Source organism: Streptomyces sp. JLBG701, from assembly GCF_058544905.1.
Map to the genome: position 1 here is coordinate 329,075 of NZ_CM178588.1, position 16,011 is coordinate 345,085.

General features: G+C 70.7%; 9 protein-coding genes. 3 read left to right on the forward strand and 6 right to left on the reverse strand.

The genetic code is table 11. The features are described from left to right. Positions 1-30 precede the first annotated feature (30 nt). The gene (locus tag AC5DRG_RS01690) at positions 31-921 is read left to right on the forward strand and encodes an amidohydrolase family protein (RefSeq protein WP_491807521.1); all 891 of its coding nucleotides are present in this window, start codon (positions 31-33) and stop codon (positions 919-921) included. A 36-nt stretch (positions 922-957) separates the two neighbouring features. Beyond that, positions 958-1,458, forward strand: a complete 501-nt coding sequence (locus AC5DRG_RS01695) for a cysteine dioxygenase (RefSeq protein ID WP_491807523.1) — start codon at positions 958-960, stop codon at positions 1,456-1,458. Between the two features lie 7 nt (positions 1,459-1,465). On the opposite strand, the gene AC5DRG_RS01700 is transcribed toward AC5DRG_RS01695, so the two are convergent. The 5 genes from AC5DRG_RS01700 to AC5DRG_RS01720 all read right to left on the reverse strand — a co-directional run bounded on the left by AC5DRG_RS01700 (position 1,466) and on the right by AC5DRG_RS01720 (position 14,369). Next, complete coding sequence (locus AC5DRG_RS01700; RefSeq protein WP_491807524.1) at positions 1,466-2,419, reverse strand: expansin EXLX1 family cellulose-binding protein; 954 nt, start codon at positions 2,417-2,419, stop codon at positions 1,466-1,468. Between the two features lie 76 nt (positions 2,420-2,495). Further along, positions 2,496-9,818 (reverse strand): MupA/Atu3671 family FMN-dependent luciferase-like monooxygenase, encoded by a 7,323-nt coding sequence (locus tag AC5DRG_RS01705; RefSeq protein WP_491807525.1) that lies wholly within the window; start codon positions 9,816-9,818, stop codon positions 2,496-2,498. After that, the gene (locus AC5DRG_RS01710; protein ID WP_491807526.1) at positions 9,815-10,990 is read right to left on the reverse strand and encodes a phosphopantetheine-binding protein; all 1,176 of its coding nucleotides are present in this window, start codon (positions 10,988-10,990) and stop codon (positions 9,815-9,817) included. Before AC5DRG_RS01710 ends, AC5DRG_RS01705 begins: the two co-directional genes overlap by 4 nt. Then, positions 10,987-13,077: a type I polyketide synthase gene (locus AC5DRG_RS01715; RefSeq protein ID WP_491807527.1), complete on the reverse strand. Its 2,091-nt coding sequence runs from the start codon at positions 13,075-13,077 to the stop codon at positions 10,987-10,989. Before AC5DRG_RS01715 ends, AC5DRG_RS01710 begins: the two co-directional genes overlap by 4 nt. Then, positions 13,077-14,369 carry an MFS transporter gene (locus AC5DRG_RS01720; RefSeq protein WP_491807529.1) on the reverse strand — a complete coding sequence of 431 codons (1,293 nt, stop codon included), beginning with the start codon at positions 14,367-14,369 and terminating at the stop codon, positions 13,077-13,079. The genes AC5DRG_RS01715 and AC5DRG_RS01720 overlap by 1 nt, the downstream gene beginning before the upstream one ends. 615 nt (positions 14,370-14,984) lie before the next feature. Between AC5DRG_RS01720 and AC5DRG_RS01725 the strand changes: the two genes are divergently transcribed. Then, positions 14,985-15,716, forward strand: coding sequence for a DinB family protein (locus AC5DRG_RS01725; protein WP_491807530.1), 732 nt, complete (start codon positions 14,985-14,987; stop codon positions 15,714-15,716). A gap of 117 nt (positions 15,717-15,833) precedes the next feature. Here the strand turns inward: AC5DRG_RS01725 and AC5DRG_RS01730 are convergent, their stop codons facing one another. Continuing rightward, a complete protein-coding gene (locus AC5DRG_RS01730; protein ID WP_491807531.1) occupies positions 15,834-15,989 on the reverse strand; it encodes a hypothetical protein in 156 nt (51 codons plus the stop codon). Positions 15,990-16,011: the final 22 nt, after the last annotated feature.

Consider the following 16,011-nt stretch of genomic DNA (forward strand, 5'->3'; position numbering starts at 1 on the left):
CTTCGCGGGCTTCCCGAGGAACTCATCAGCGTGCTCACAGACGTCCACCAGCACATCTGGCCGCCCGCCTTCATCGAACTGCTGCGCGCCCGCACCGCGCCGCCGTACCTGGACGGCTGGACCCTGCACGTGGCAGGCGAACCGCCCTACAAGGTCGAGCCGGCCGATCACGACCTCTCCGCCCGCGCCCGCGTCGCTGCCACGGACGGCCTGAGCCTGGCCCTGGTCTCGCTCTCCAGCCCCCTGGGCATCGAGTACCTGCCGCCCACCGAGGCCGCCCCGCTCCTCACGGCGTTCCACGACGGCGCCCTCATGCTCCCGGCCCCCTTCGGCGTCTGGGCATCCCCCTGTCTGTCCGCGCCGGACCCCGAGTCCGTCGAAAAGGAACTGTCCCGCGGCTGCGTGGGCCTCCAACTCCCGGCCACCGCACTCCTGGACGCCGCGGGCTGGGACGAAAGCGCACCCCTGCTGGACGTCCTCACCCGCCTCGACAAACCCCTGTTCATCCACCCCGGCCCCGCACGGTCCGCCCCGGACACTCCACCCTGGTGGCCCGCACTGGTCCCCTACATCCACCAGATGCACGCGTCCTGGTTCGCGTTCCGCGCCTTCGGCCGCGCGCGCCATCCGCGCCTGCGTGTCTGCTTCGCCGCGCTCGCCGGCCTCGCCCCCTTGCACGGCGAACGGCTGGCCTCCCGGGGCGGAGGGCGCGGCAAGGTCGACTTCGACGTCTTCTACGACACCTCGTCCTACGGAACGCGCGCCGTGGACGCCGTCGTCCGGGCCGTCGGCATCGATGTGATCGTCAGCGGCAGCGACCGTCCGTACGCGTCACCCGCCATCCCCGACCTCGGCGCGGACGCCGCCGTCCACGCCCTGCGCACCACCAACCCGGCCCGCCTGCTGCACGGCCGCAGCTGAACCGTGCCGGCGCACACCCCCAGAAGGGAGCCACTCATGCCCTACGAGTCCCTGCCGGACCGTACCCTCGACAAGCGCGAACTCCAGGCACTCGTCGCGGATCTCGCCGCCCGCCCCGCTCTGTGGCGCGAGCAGATCGCCTTCTCGGACGAGGAGCGGCACTACGCCTCCCTGTACCGCGACGAGTACGTGGACGTCTGGCTGCTGTGCTGGACCCGGCAGAACGACACCGGCTGGCACGACCACGACATCTCCGCCGGCGCGGTCCATGTCGTGCAGGGCGCGCTCAACGAGTCAAACCCGCGCATCGGCGGCAGCCATCTGTCCGTCACGGTCGGCGCCGACGGTTCCTTCTGCTTCGGCCCCGAACACATACACCGCCTCACCGGCGCCACCGACGACACGGTCTCGATCCACGCGTACTCGCCGCCGCTCTGGCGCCTGGGCCAGTACGACATCGACGACGACGGTCTGATGCGCCGCATCTCCGTCTCGTACGCCGACGAACTACGCCCCCTGGACAAGCCGGCCGCCTGAAGCGGGGTCAATGCCGCGCGAACTGAACCCCGGTCGGCTGCACGACGTCCGGGCGCAACGCGGCCCCGTTGACCGTCAGTTGCTCTCCATAGATGTCAGTGATTCTGATCGCGCCGCCGCACCCACTGCCATTCTCGGAAAGGAAGTAGTTGTACTCGGCGCGGGCAAGCCGCTGCCAGCCGCTACTGGTGCGGACCTCCAGCCGCGCCACCGGGTTGCGGTGGCCGATCGCCTGGATGGCGCACCAGTAGCGGCTGGACCCGGTCTTGTACCGGATGGAGATGGTGTCGGACGTGCTGGGGCTCAGCAGCTTCCAGGTGATCGGTATCTTCCCGGCCGAGAGGTCGGCGAGTTTCGTGAAGGCCTGTGCGCTGAGGTCGAGTTGCCCGGCTGTGCAGGGTGCCGGGCATTCGTTGACGATCCGCACCGTGACGGAGGCGCCGTTGGCCGCGCGGACGAGCACATACGCACCGCACGCCTTCGACGACTCGTAGTCGGCGGTGTTCATCGCGGCGATCATGACGTCGTCGGTGGGACCGAACGAACAGGCTCCGTCGCCGGTGCCGATGTCGTAGGTGGTGGCGACTCCGCTGTAGGTGGTTCCGGGCCGGATCCGTCCCGCCAGCGATGCCGTGGTGGACGTCGACCGCGAGGTGCGCGTGGCCGACGGCTTCGGCGCCGCGGTCGTCGCAGCAGCCGCCGCGCTCGAAGTCGCCGCCTTGGCAGGGGTACTTGTCGCTGTGGGAGTCCTCGCCGTGGTCGGGGACTGCGATCTGGACGGGACGATCGCCCGGGTGCTTTCGCCGGGCTTGGCCGCCACCTGCCCCGCATCCACCTCGCGGTCAGGGAGAAAGGCCACCACCAGGCAGGCGAGAACGCCTGCGGCTGCCAGTGCCAAGGGGGTGCCCACCATCAGCCTGAGCCGGCGCCTGCGCAGACGCGCGGCCTGCCTCGTTGCCATCATGCCCATCCGTTCAGAGGATCGAATCAATGTCGCGCTGTTCAGTGGCCGCCGGGAGGGAAAAGGTTGCCGCCTCCTAGAGGGACTCCGTGCTCAGCAGATCGACGTAGTCGCGGGCCCAGTCCTCGATCGTCGCCCGATCCCACAGGTCGGCCGAGTACTCCACGAAGCCGGTCAGTTCGTCGCCGGCCGGAACCAGGCCGAGGATGAGGTCGGCGCGGGCCGCGGCGGGAGCGAGATCCTCCACGGCCGTGGTCAGACCGGGCAGATCAACATCGGTCTCCAGCGAGCTCTGGTAGGCGAACCCGACAGCCAGTTGATCCGGCACCGCGATGCCCGTGCGCTCGCGTATCACCGGAGCGACCTGACGCACCGGCATGACGTGGTCCAGGCACTCCGCCGCGCTCCGGGCGACGCGGTCCGTCAATGCGGCCATCGAACCCGACGCCGCGTCACGCACCCGCAACGCGAACCCCGTGGCCGTACAGGCCACCAGTGACTCGAACTCACGGCGCCCGCGGTTGGCGTAGGAGATGTTCAACGCGACGTCCGGCTGCCCGGATCTACGCGACAGCAGTCGGCCCCAGGCTGCGGCCGTGACCACGAAGGGCGTCGTGCCCTGCTGTCTGGCCAGCTGGTCCACGACGGTACGGACCTTCGCCGGCACGGTGAAGACGACCGTGCCGCCCCGCCCGCTCGCCGTCTTCGGCCGCGGCCGGTCCAGCGGCAGGTCGACCGTGAAGGGCACGCCGTCCAGTTCGCGCAGCCAGAACTCGATTTTTCGCGTGTCGGCGGCCGCGTCGGCGTGGTCCCGTTGCCATTGCGCGTAGGCGGCGGGCTGATACGGCGCGGGCTGCAGAGTGTGCGGGGTGCCTGTGACGGCCGAGCCGTAGAACGCTGCCAGTTCCTTCAGCAGCAGGGTGACGGCCCATCCGTCGCACACGCAGTGGTGCATGGCGAGCAGCAGCACCCAGGTGTTCTCGCTGGTGCGCAGCAGGCGCAGGGCCACCGGGATTCCGCCGGTGGGATCGAGCGGCGTCTCCGCCGCCTCGGTGCTGGCCTGCTCCATGGCCGTTTCCCGGTCCAGCGGCGGGCGCGCCGTGAGGTCTTCGACGGGCAGGTCCACTGGCTGGGGCCACAACACCTCCTGCTGCCAGCCGTCACCGTCCCTGGCCAGACGGGTCCGCAGGCCCTCGTGCCGCTCGACGAGCCGCGTCAGGGCGGTGCGCAGTGCTGCCGCGTCCAGGGATCCGGTGAGAGTGATCCGCAGGGCGACGTTGAGGACTTGCGGGAGAGGGTAGCGGGCGTGGACCGTGGCGAAGCGGGCCTGTTGTTCGGTGGCGGGCGCCCGGCGCTCGACCGTGCCCCGGCCGCCGCCGTCACCGGGTCGTCCGCTCTCCTCCCCTCCCGCGGCCTCGGACAGATACTCCGTCATCGCGGCCAACGTCGGTTCCTGATAGAAGCGCACCATCGGGTACTCGGTGGCGAACTCCTCGCGGACCCGGTTGAGCAGTCGCATCGCCGTGATCGAGTGACCACCCAGGTCGAAGAACGAGACACCGTCCCCCATCGCCTCGGCGCCCGCGCCGAAAGCGAACTCGGCCGCCCACAACTCCCGTACCCGCCGCCCGATATCCGTGCCCCCACCGGACGCCGACTCCACGCCCATGGCACGTGGTCGAGGGCGTGGGGCCGCGGTCACGAGGTCCGGCAACGGCAGCGCCGCGCGGTCCGGCTTGCCGTTGCCCGTCCGGGGCAGGACGGCCAGGATCCGCCAGGCACGCGGCACCAGGTACTCCGGCAGCAGGGCCGCCAGTCGTTCAGCCATCAGGTCGGCGAACGCCTGCTCGCCCCCACCGTCGGCGTCCGCCGGGCCGGCCGGAACCACGTAGGCGCACAAGTACGCCTCGCCCCGGTCGTTGCGGCGGGCCAGCACCACCGCTTCCCGCACGCCGTCCAGACCGCCCAGCACACGGGCGGCCTCCTCCGGCTCGACCCGGAACCCGCGGATCTTCACCTGATCGTCGATCCGGCCGCAGAACTCCAGCCTTCCGTCCGCCCTCCAGCGCACCAGGTCGCCCGTACGGTACATACGGGCGCCGGGGCCGCCGTCCGGGTCCGGCAGGAAACGCTCCCTGGTGAGTTCGGGGCGATGCAGGTAACCCAGGGCCACGCCAGGTCCACCGACGTACAACTCCCCCACCGTGCCGACCGGCACCGCCTTGCCCGCCCCGTCCCTCACGCGCGCGTGCACGTTGTCGACCGGCCGGCCGATCGCGATCCCCTCCCCGTCCCCGCCCGGACCCGCCTGACGGGCCGTCACGGTCTCCACCGTGCACAACACCGTCACCTCGGTGGGCCCGTACACGTTCACCGTCTCGTACGTCGCCTCGGGCCGAGGCCGGGTGCGCAGGACGTCGCCGCCCAGCAGCAGGTGCCGTAGCGGCGGCTGGTCACCGGGCGGCAGCCGCAGTACCTCCTCGCCCAGGGCGGTGGGCAGGATCGAGAAGGTGACGTCCTGCTCGGCGTACCAGCGGGCCAGCGCCGGCGGGTCCCTGCGCACCGTGTCCTCGGCGACGGTGACCGACGCGCCGACCGTCAGCGCCGGCCAGATCTCCAGGATCGAGGCGTCGAAGCTCTGGCTGCACACCATGGCGCTGCGGTCGGCGGGCGTGAAGCCGAACCGCCGGTGGTGCCACTCGCACAGGTCGACAACGGCCCGGTGGGGCAGTGCGACGCCCTTGGGTGTGCCGGTGCTGCCGGAGGTGTAGATGACACAGCACATGGAGTCGGGGCCGGAGTCCGCGGCGGGGCGCGGGGTGTGCGGTATGTCGTGCCCTGAAGCGGTGTCGGAGGTCACCACGGTCACCGTGACCGGCAGCGTCAGGGCAGTGGCCTCGGCCTTCGAGGACACCACGGTCCGTGCGCCGCACTCGGCGATGATCTGCTGGGCGCGGGTGCGACCCAGGGACGGATCGAGGGGCACATAGGCGCATCCGGCCTTGAGGACCGCCAGCATGGCCACGACGAGGTCGGCGGAGCGTGGCAGCCAGACGGCGACGGGGGCGCCCGCAAGGTCGCCCGTGTGCCGGTCCTGGAGGACGGCGGCCAGTCGCTCCGCGCGTTCGTTCAGGTCGCCGTAGCTCAGCACGGTCTGTGCGCTGATGACGGCCGTGCGGGCGGGGTGCGCGGTGGCTTGTCGGGCGACCAGTTCGTGGACCGTGGCAGCCGTGCGCACCCGGGACGGGCCTCGCTGCCATGGCTCCGGTACGGCCTCCCCGCCGGCGACGGTCGGTGCGGCGAGCCGGGACAGGGGTGTCCGCGGTGCGGCGACCGCGTCCGTGAGCAGGTCCAGGAGGGTGGTGAAGAACCGCTCGACGGTGTCCGGGTCGAACAGGTCGGTGCTGTATTCGAGATGGCAGCGGATGCCCTGCGGTCCGTCCGTGAAGTACACCGTCAGATCCGTCAACGCCTTGTCCGCGCCCGCGTCCAGCGGGGTGGCCTCGATGTCCGGCAGGTCGAAACGGAACGGTTCGGCGCGCTGGAACTCGGCCATCACCTGGAACACCGGGGTCCGGTCGGCCGCCCTCGGCGGGGCCAGCTCACGCACCACCGTCTCGAACGCGACGCCGGCATGGTCGTAGGCATCGAAGGCGACGCCGCGCACCCGCTCCAGCAGCGTGGCGAACGTGGGGTCCTCGGAGAGGTCGAAGCGCAGGGCCAGGGTGTTGACGAAGAACCCGAGCAGGTTCTCGGCCCGCTGTGGCCGGTCCGAGACCGGCGTGCCGATGATGATGTCCTCCTGACCGGTCATTCGGTGCAGCATCGCCGCGTATCCGGCCAGCAACGTCATGAACAGCGTGCAGCGGTGGGTGCGGCTCAGCTCCCGCAGTCGCTCGGACAGCTCCGCGTCGAGCGAGTAGAAAACGGCGCGGCCGTTGGAGGTCATGACCGCGGGGCGCGGGCGGTCGGCGGGCAGCTCCAGGACCGGCAGGTCGCCGTCGAGCGTACGCAGCCAGTACTCCAGGTCCTCGGCAGCCCCCGGGCCGTCCCCCGACGCCGCCCGCTGCCGGGCGTAGTCCGCGTAACTCCAGGTCGGCTCGGGCAGGCCGGGCGTCGTCCCGTCGCGTTCGGCACGGTAGAAGGCGGACAGGTCACGGGCCAGGACGGTGGCGGACGCCGCGTCGACCACGATGTGGTGGAAGCCCAGGACGAGAACGTGTTCTTCGTCGGCGAGCCTGATCAGCCGGGTGACGAACAGCGGGCCGTTCGCCAGATCGAAGCGACGCGCGCTCTGTGCCGCCAGGACCTCCCGGAGCACCCCTTCACCACCGCTGGTGCCGTCCACGGTCTCGAAGTCCGGTTCGGGCGAGGCCCGCACGACCTGCCGCACCTCTTCTGCGGTCTCGACGAAGACGGTACGCAGCCCCTCGTGGCGGGCGACGAGACGGCGCACGGCGGCGCGCAGAGCCGGCACGTCGAGGGGGCCGTCGAGGCGGATCGCCTTGATCTCGTTGTAGGCGGTGCGCCCCGGGAACAGGCGCTCCAGGAAGTAGATCCGCTGCTGACCCGGCGACAGCGGTGCGTCACCGGAGGCGGGTTCGGGAACTGCGGGCCCGGCGACCGACGGCAGCACGGGCGCAGGCGCGGTCGGTGCGGAAGGCGGCGGGGCGTCGGCCTTCTCACGGTAGCGGCGGCGCAGGGCGTCGAGGTGCGGGAGGCTCGCGCGCAGTTCGTCGGGCGCGACGCCGAAGTCGACCAGCGCCACGATCTCGTCGGCGCCCGCCGCGCTCACCTCGTCCACCACCGAGCAGACACTGTCGACCGAGCCGATCAGAGCCCGCTGGTCGCAGTAACGGCCGTACGCACGGGAGAACACCGTCTCCAGGTCGTCGTCACTGAGCGCGGCCAGGTCCACGCTGTGTCCGAGGCTGTTGGTGACGCCGCTGAACAGCGACAGCGACGCGCGCATGTAACGCGACAGCGGCCCGTAGGCCTCGGTGCGCGCCCTGTCGCCGTCCGCCGCGAGGTAGGTGTGCAGCAGGACGGCCACCCGCCCCGCGTCCGGGTCCAGGCCGCACTCGGCCCGCACCCGGCGGTATCGGGCGATGTTCTCCCGGAGCTGCTCGACGCTCTGGGTCATCAGGTTGGTGACGATGCCCAGGTCGTGACGCGCGGCCAGTTCGTACGAGGCCGGGTTGGAGACCACCGCCGTGTACAGGGGCGGCGCGTCCTGCACGGGCCGGGGGTACAGCCGTACCTCGCCCTCGCCGTCACCTGTTCTGCGCCGCAGCCCCTCCCCCCGCCACAACCTCCGTACCTGCTCCAGTTGTTCGTACATCGCCTCCTTGTGCCGGCCGAAGCGGTCGGGGAAGAAGACGAAGTCGTTGGCGTTCCAGCCGCCTGCGACGCCGATGCCGACCCGTCCGCCGGAGAGGTTGTCGACCATCGACCATTCCTCGGCGACCCGGATCGGGTCGTGGAGCGGCAGTACGACGGAGCCGGCGTTGAGCCGGATGCGCCGCGTCTCGCGGGACAGCGCGGCGGCCAGGACCGCCGGGTTGGGAAACAGGCCGCCGAAGGAGTGGAAGTGGCGCTCGGGCATCCACAGCGCGTGGAAGCCGTGCTGGTCGGCGAAGCGGGCCGTCTCCATCAGGAGTTCGTATTTCCCGTGCCGGTGCGCGTCGGTGTCCTGCGGGTAGTCGCCGAAGAAGTAGACGCTGAAGTCGGGGGTGCGCGCGCCGGTCCGGTCCACGGAGGCCGTGCGCGATCCGGCCACCGCGGCCGTGTTCACCGCTATGGAGGTCACTCGGGCGGGTGGCGCTGTCGCCGCCGTCGGTGTCGGTGGGCTCGGGACCGGGGGCCTGCTGCCTGGGAAGAAGCCGGCCGACCTCAGTTCGCGCAGCGCGTCCCGCACGGCGTCCGCGACGAACTCGATGTCGCCGTCCGAGTGAGCCGTGGACAGGAAGAAGTTGCGCCACTCCCACACGTGAACGCCACGCAGCATCAGGTGGTGGTAGAGCAGTTCCATGTCGGCGCGGTGCTCGAAGCGGAACTGGGAGCCGAAGTGGCTCATGCGCAGCGGGAATTCCTCGGCCTCGAAGAAGCCGTTGAGCGTCGCTGCCAGCTCGGCGGTGCGCGCGTTCAGCCGCTCCTGGAGGCGCGGGCTGTGCTCCTTGAGGTGCGTCAGCACAGCGCGCGCGGCGACCATCGACACCGGGTGCTGGATGTACGTACCGCCGAAGAAGGTGGTGTCGGCGGGCGGGTAGCTGTTGTCGCCGTACGTCCACCAGCCGCCGTCGACGCCGTCCATGATGTCGGCCCGGCCCGCGATCGCCCCGATGGGGAACCCGCCGCCGAGCAGCTTGCCGTACGTGGCCAGGTCCGGTGTCACGCCGTAGAGTTCCTGCGCTCCGCGCGGCGCGGGACGAAAGCCCGTCAGCATCTCGTCGAAGAGCAGCACGATCCCGTGACGCCGGGTCAGCTCCCGCAGTCTGCGCACGAACTCCACTGGCTGCAGCGAGGGATGCCTGCTCTGTACGGGCTCCACCACGACCGCGGCGATCTGTGCGGCATCCCGCTCGATCGCCTCCAGGGCGGCCTCACTGCCGTAGTCGAGTACGAGCAGATCGGCGACGGCGCTGCGCGGGATGCCCCGGGACAGCGGCACCGTGATCCGGTCCGCCCCGCTTCCCGACGGACGGCCGAGGACGCTGTCGGCATGGCCGTGATACGCGCCCAGGAAGGTGACTATCTTGTCGCGGCCGGTGGCGGCGCGGGCGAGGCGGATCGCCGCGGCGTTCGCCTCGGTACCGGAGTTCGCGAACGCCACCCGCTCCAGGCCGGTCAGTTCGGCCAGCAGCTCGGCCGCCTCACCGGTCTCGGTGGCGCGGGGGCCGAGCTGGACGCCCCGGGACAGGTGCTCGCGCACCGCCTCGGTGACGAACGCGGGCTCGTGGCCGAAGAGCAGCACGCCGAAGCCCATGGTGATGTCGACGTACTCGTTGCCGTCGACGTCCTCAAGGCGGGCCCCGCTCGCCCGGCGGCCCGCGATGGGGTAGAGCATCTCCTTGGTGGCGCCCCGGAAGCCGACGACCGCGCGACTGTCGGCCAGGACGCGGCGGTAGCGCTGGGCCGTGCGCTTGGACGTCGGGGTTTTGGCGGTGTAGCGGCGTACCAGGTCCTCCAGGTGGTCCTGCTGCGCACGTGGGGAGCCGTCCTTGACCATGCCCGAGGTGCGCTCGACCGTCACCCGGGGGCCGTGCACGCGCTGCGCCCCGGCGGGCTGTTGTGCGGCCGGGGGCTCGTCGTTCATCTGTTCGGCGATGCGCTGCGAGAGTTCGGTCATGGCGGCCAGGTCCTGGTCCAGGGCCGCGGAGATGCCGTTCAGCGTGGTCACTTCGTCGCCTTGCCGTTGAGGTGGAGCGACGCCGAGGTGGTCTGGAGCGCGAGCAACTGGGACAGCTGGGACATCATCTGGAGCTGTATCTGCGACATCTGGTGGAGCTTGCGGGCAAGATCCTCCAGTTCCTCGCGGGTGGCGTACTCAGGAGCGGCGGCGGCAGGCTCGGGCACTGCGGCAGTCGGGGTCTCCGGTACGGCGGGCTGCGTGAGGGCAGCGGGCTGCGGAGCAACGGGATCCGGCACGGCAACGGGCTGCGGGACCGGCTCCGGCGGCGCGGCCTCCGCTCCCGGCAGCCGGGCGGCGATGAACTCCGCGAGCTGCCGCGGGGTGCCCGACTCCTCGAACAGCTCCCGCATGCTCACCTTGACCTGGTACTCCTGCTCCAGCTCACGTAACACGCTGATCATCTGCAGCGAGTCGGCGCCGAGGTCGAAGAAGGGCGTCTCGCCGGTGATCGCCGAGGGATCGTCGTTGAGGTGCCGGGCCGTCGACTCGACGACGCTGTGGAGTATTCGCCCGATCTCTGCCTCACGCTGTGCCACTTCAGCTCCTCTTCTCAACTCTGTTCCGGTTCCCACGGCCGTCAGTTCCGGCCCCGTCCAGTAGTCCCTGTGCTGGAAGCGGTAGCCGGGCAGCGGGATCCTCCGGCCGCCGCAGCCCTCCAGGAGCACCCGCCAGTCCATGTCCGCCCCCGCGCAGTGCAGTTCGGCTGCGGCACCCCACAGGGCGCTCAGCCCGCTTCCGCGCCGCAGTGACGCCAACGCCCGCACATCCGGCAGTCCCTGGCGCGCAAGGGAGCTGAGGGTGGAGTGCGGCCCGATCTCCAGCAGCGCGTCGACGCGGTGTTCGCCGATGCCGCGCAACGCCTCGTCGAAACGGACCGGTTCACGCGTGTGCCGGACGAAGTAGTCGGCGTCCGGCGTCCAGCCGGGTGGGCGGGTGATGCCGTCGAGCCCGCTGACGAACGGGATCCGCACCGGTTCGAAGGCCACCTCGCCCAGCACCGCACGGAATTCGTCGAGCATCGGCTCCATCAGAGCGGTGTGGAAGGCGCGTTCCACCGGCAGCCGGGTGCACGGTGTGCCGCGCTCGTCCAGCAGGGCGCACAGTCGGTCCACGGCCGTGACGGGCCCACCGAGCACCTGCGCGCGCTCCCCGTTCGTCACGCACAGCTCCAGCCGGGCACCTCCGCGACCATGGCCAGGGCGGTGTCCCCGTCGAGCGCCACCGCGGCCATCGCACCGGGGGCGCAACGCTGCTGCATCAGCCGACCGCGTGCCGCGGTCAGGCGCAGCCCCTCGTCGAGGGTGAGGGCTCCGGCCGCGTACAGGGCCGCGTACTCGCCGACGCTGTGCCCCATCACCGCCTCCGGGGTGACACCGGCCTCCTGCCACAACCGCACGAGAGCGCACTGCAACGCGAACAGGGCGGGCTGCGCGGTGTCCGTCCGCCACAACGGCTCGTCCAGCGCACGGTCCGTGAGGAGTCCGGCGAGCAGCGAGTCGCCGGTGAGGTCGTGGTGGCGACGCTCGCAGGTGTCGAGCACGTCGCGTACGGCGGCGAAGCGCTCGTAGAGGGCATCGGCCATGCCGGGATACGGGCTGCCCTGCCCGGTGCACTGGAACACGACACGCGCCGAGCCGTCGCGAGGCGCCTGTGCGCTGGTCACCTCCGTCGGCTCGCTGCCCGCGAGCCAGGCGTCGAGGGCGTCGGCGAGAGCGGTCGGGGTGCTACCCCGCGCGGCGAGCCGGTGGTGGCCGTGGGAGCGGCCGAGGGCCGCGGTGGTGACGAGGTCCGCGAGGTGTGGCGCGGGGCGTCGGCGCAGCCGGTCGCGGAAGGCGCGGGCGTTGTCGGTCAGGGCGTCCTTGCTCGTCGCGGAGACCAGCAGCACGTCCGGCGGTGAGGCGGTCCCCGTCCGGGGTCCGGGTTCCGGAGCCTGTTCGAGGACGAGGTGGACGTTGGTGCCGCCGATGCCGAGGGAGGTGAGGCCGGCGCGGCGCGGTAAGTCGCTCGCGGGCCAGGGCCGGGCTGTCCGGGGGATGTGGAACGGGCTGTCGTCCAGGTCCAGGAGGGGGTTGGGCTCGCTGAAGTTCGCCATCGGCGGGATGACGCCGTGCTGGAGGACCAGCAGGGTCTTGACGAGTCCGGCCAGTCCGGAGGCGGCGTCGAGATGGCCGATGTTGGACTTGGTCGCGCCCAGGGCGCAGTAGCCGGTGCGGTCGGTGTCCTCGCGGTAGGCGGCGGTGGCTCCTTCGAACTCGATCGGGTCGCCCTTGAGCGTGCCGGTGCCGTGGGTCTCGAGGTAGCCGATGGTGTCCGCGCCGACGCCCGCACGTCGCAGAGCCCGGCGGATGGCGACGCGCTGGCCGTGCGGGCTGGGGGCGGCGAAGGCCTTCTTGTCGGCGCCGTCGTTGCTGATGCCCCAGGAGCGGATGACTCCGTGGATGGTGTCGCCGTCGTCGACGGCCCGCTCCAGCCGTTTCAGTACGACGGCCACCACGCCGGTACCACCGACGGTGCCGTCCGCGCCGGCGTCGAAGGGCCGCAGACGGCCGGACTTGGAGAGGATCGAGCCCTTCACGTAGCGGTAGCCGAGCACTTGGGGGACGTGGACGGCGGTGGCTGCGGCAAGGGCGATGTCGCAGTCGCCCATGAGCAGTGCCTGGGTGGCGAGTTGCACGCCGACCAGGGAGCTGGAGCAGCCGGTCTGGACGCTGACGGCGGGGCCGGTGAGGCCGAGCCGGTAGGCGATGCGGGTGGCCGTGAAGTCGTTGTAGTTGCCGACCGTGATCTGTATTCCGGTCGTCCAGTCGGTGACGGCCTGGCTGGGCAGGACATTGTTGAGGAGGTAGTTCTGCAGGGTGTACAGGTGGTAGCCCGCGCTGGCGAAGACGCCGGTGCGCAGGCCGTCCCGCTCATCCGGGTATCCGGCGTTCTCCAGGGCGTGTTGGGCGCATTCCAGCAACATGCGCTGCTGGGGGTCGGTGATGCGGGCCTCGCGGGTGCTCATCCCGAAGTGCTGGGCGTCGAATCCGGCGATGTCGTCCAGCAGGCCGGAGGCACCGACGAAGTCCGCCGCCCGATACTGCTCGGCGGGGACACCTCCGGCGGCCAGTTCATCTTGCGTGAAGCGGGTGATGCGGTCGGCGCCGTCGCGGATGATCCGCCAGAACGCGTCGGGGGTGTCGGCGCCCGGCAGGCGGAAGGCCATGCCGATGACGGCCATCCGCGGGTCGGGTTCGCTCGTGGTCATCAGCCGCGCCCCTCCGTCGCCGTGGGCAGATCCCGGTCGGCCTGTTCCTCACCGGGCCGGGCGGGCGGCGTGCCGGCCCGTCGGCCGTGCCGGAGAAGCAACGCGAGCAGGACAGCGCACAGGATGATGGCGAGGCCGTGCAGCGACGCGACCACTTGCAAGGGCGAGAAGGACTCCAGCAGCGCCCCGCTGACGAGCATTCCCAGGCCGAAGCCCGCGTTCTCGGCCGAGGCGGACAGCCCGAAGAGGCGGCCGCGCTGTTCGTCGGGGGCGGTCTGCAGCCGCGATACGTACACGATCTCGGTGAATCCGTCGGCGGCCCCGGCGATAAGGGCGACCGCGATGGCCGGCACGGTGGGCAGTCCGCTGAAGACCACGATGAACGCCGCCGACATCACGATGGCCCCCAGGGCGAACGCCCGCTCTCCCGGCGTCCGCCCGGCCCTCTTGGTGATCCGGCCGATCACCTGCTGGGCGACGATGTTGCCGATCGCCCACGTCGCCCAGAACTGGCTGATGAACGTGGCCGGGTGGTCGGGGTCGAGGCCGGCGGAGTAGACGGGCAGGGCGACGTTGTGGGACGAGGAGCCCAGCCCGTCCACCGCCCGTACGGCGATCATCGCCATCAGCAGCGGAGCGGTGCGCAGCAGTGTCCTCGCCGTCCACCGCGCGCCGTCGAAGGAGGACTTCGCCGAGCCCTTCGCCGAACCGCCGTCCACGGCTTCCGCCGGCGCGCTCGCCCTGGTCCGCAGCGGCAACAGGAACAGGACCGACGCGGAGACCACGAAGCTCACGGCATCCAACGCGAACGCCGCGGAGTAGCCGAGCTGGGACACCACCACGCCCGAGGTGGCGAAGCCCGCGATCATGGCAAGCGAACGGCCCGTGACCAGCAGGCCGTTGGCGCGGGTCCGCTGCTCGACACCGACGATGACCGGGATGCTGCTGCGCAGGGCGACCTGGCTGAGGGTCGAGCAGCCGCCGGTGACCAGAGCGAGGACGTAGAGCAGGCCGACCCGCGCCTGGTCGGGGACCACCAGCAGCGTCAGCAGCGCCACGGCCTGGCAGAGGTCGGCGCCGATCATCAGGCGCTTGCGGTCGAGGGCGGAGACCAAGCGGCCACTGACGACGCCGGACACGACGCTGGTCCCGAGGCGGACGGCCATGAAGAGTCCGGCGGCCAGCGCGCTGTCCGTGACGTCGTAGATGAAGACGTTCAACGCCACCATGTTCAGGTAACTGCCGTAAGCCGAGATTCCGTTGCCGACCACGAGCAGCCGGAAATTCCGCATGCACCGTCCTCTGGTTTGCCTGAACGATCGAATCGCCGGGTTCTCGGGCCGGGGCCTGCCGTTCGAAAAACGATGCGGCGGCGCAGAATCTCAGGACGTCTTTGGTGGCAATTCCCCTGTCATCCCCCGTTACTTCACCGCCCCGGACCATTCCACCCCGAACCGCCGAGCAGCTCTCGGTTCACTACCCAAGCAGACGTGACCGCACCGGTTCAAGGCTCCAGGAAGTCTCGGCGGAATCCGGCCGGAAATTGACGATTTCGCAGGTCTGCAATGGAGTTGTGCGGGTTACCCCGCTCACCCATTCCCGTTCGGGAATTCGCGAAGTGAGTGAGGCGGAGATGTTCGCTCGGGCGGAATCCACCGGTCCCCAACGGCATGTCGTTCCCGGCCCGACACCTGTTCGGCACACGCCGCGACACCTTCGAGGCAGACCTGCGTCCACTCCTGCGGGAGGTGTCTCTGTCGGGCTGGTTCTCTGAACGCCGGCCCAGCACCGAGGTCTTCGTCCGGCGGAAGGACCCCGAGGAAAATCGGTCGCACCCTGTGAGTTGAGCCGCTAGCTTCCGTCCGAGCGCAGCGAGGTACGCGACGCGGCGGCGAGGGGAGCCAGGCATGGGGATCGAGGGCGCGCGGACCGACCGTTTGGGATTGCTGCTCGAACAGTTCGACCGGGCCAGGGAGATGGCCCAGGTACGGCTGACAGGGCTCGGTGACGAGGAGTACCTGTGGGAGCCGGTGCCCGATTGCTGGTCGCTCCGGCGCCGGAGCGAGGCGACCACACCCAGGGCGTTCGGGCCGGGCGAGTGGGTGATGGACCTGGGCGCCGCGGACATCCCGGCGAACGAGTACGCCGAGGTCGCCCGGCAGGCCGCCGACGGCATGACCGTCGACAAGATCGCCGAGGACTGGAGCGTGAGCGTCGAGCGGGTCGAGCAGATCCTCGCCCACACCGGTGAGCCGGAGCCCGACGCGACGCCGATCACGACCATCGCATGGCGCCTGGGACACCTGCACTTCCAGTTCGCGGGCGCATGGGAGTGGGCCTTCGGCGAACGACGGCACGATCCGAAACTGATGGTCGACTTCAGCCCCTCCGCCGCCTTCACCCTCGAACGGTTCTGGCCAGTGATCGACCGCTGGCGCGACAGCGTCGCCGCCGCCACCGACGAACAGCTCGACACGGTCGGCTTCTCTCAGTACCCGTACGGCTCCGACCCCGACGACCCATTCATCGACGTGCTGTCGGGGGCCAACCTCGAATTCATCCACCACATGGCCGAGATCGCGCTGCTCCGCGACCTGTGGCGGGCCCGCAAGTCCTCGCCGACCCCACAAGGCCACTGACGGTCTGTGACTGGGCCGGCCCGCGTCATCGAGGGGACTTCACCACACGCCCCAGCGCGACGAGGCCGACACCTACAGCCAGAAGGGATGGGGAGCGCTGGTCCCCGCTGATCAGCATCAGGATCGCTCCCGCTCCCCAGAGTCCTGTTGCCGCACTCGCTGCTGGAGCCATTGGCCGGGCATACGACCGAGGAGCAGAGCGTGCACCCCGATGACGGCCCAGATGATGGCCAGGGCGACCAGCACCAAGCCCAACACAAGGAACGTGAACAATCCCTTCCCCCCTTGCTCCTGG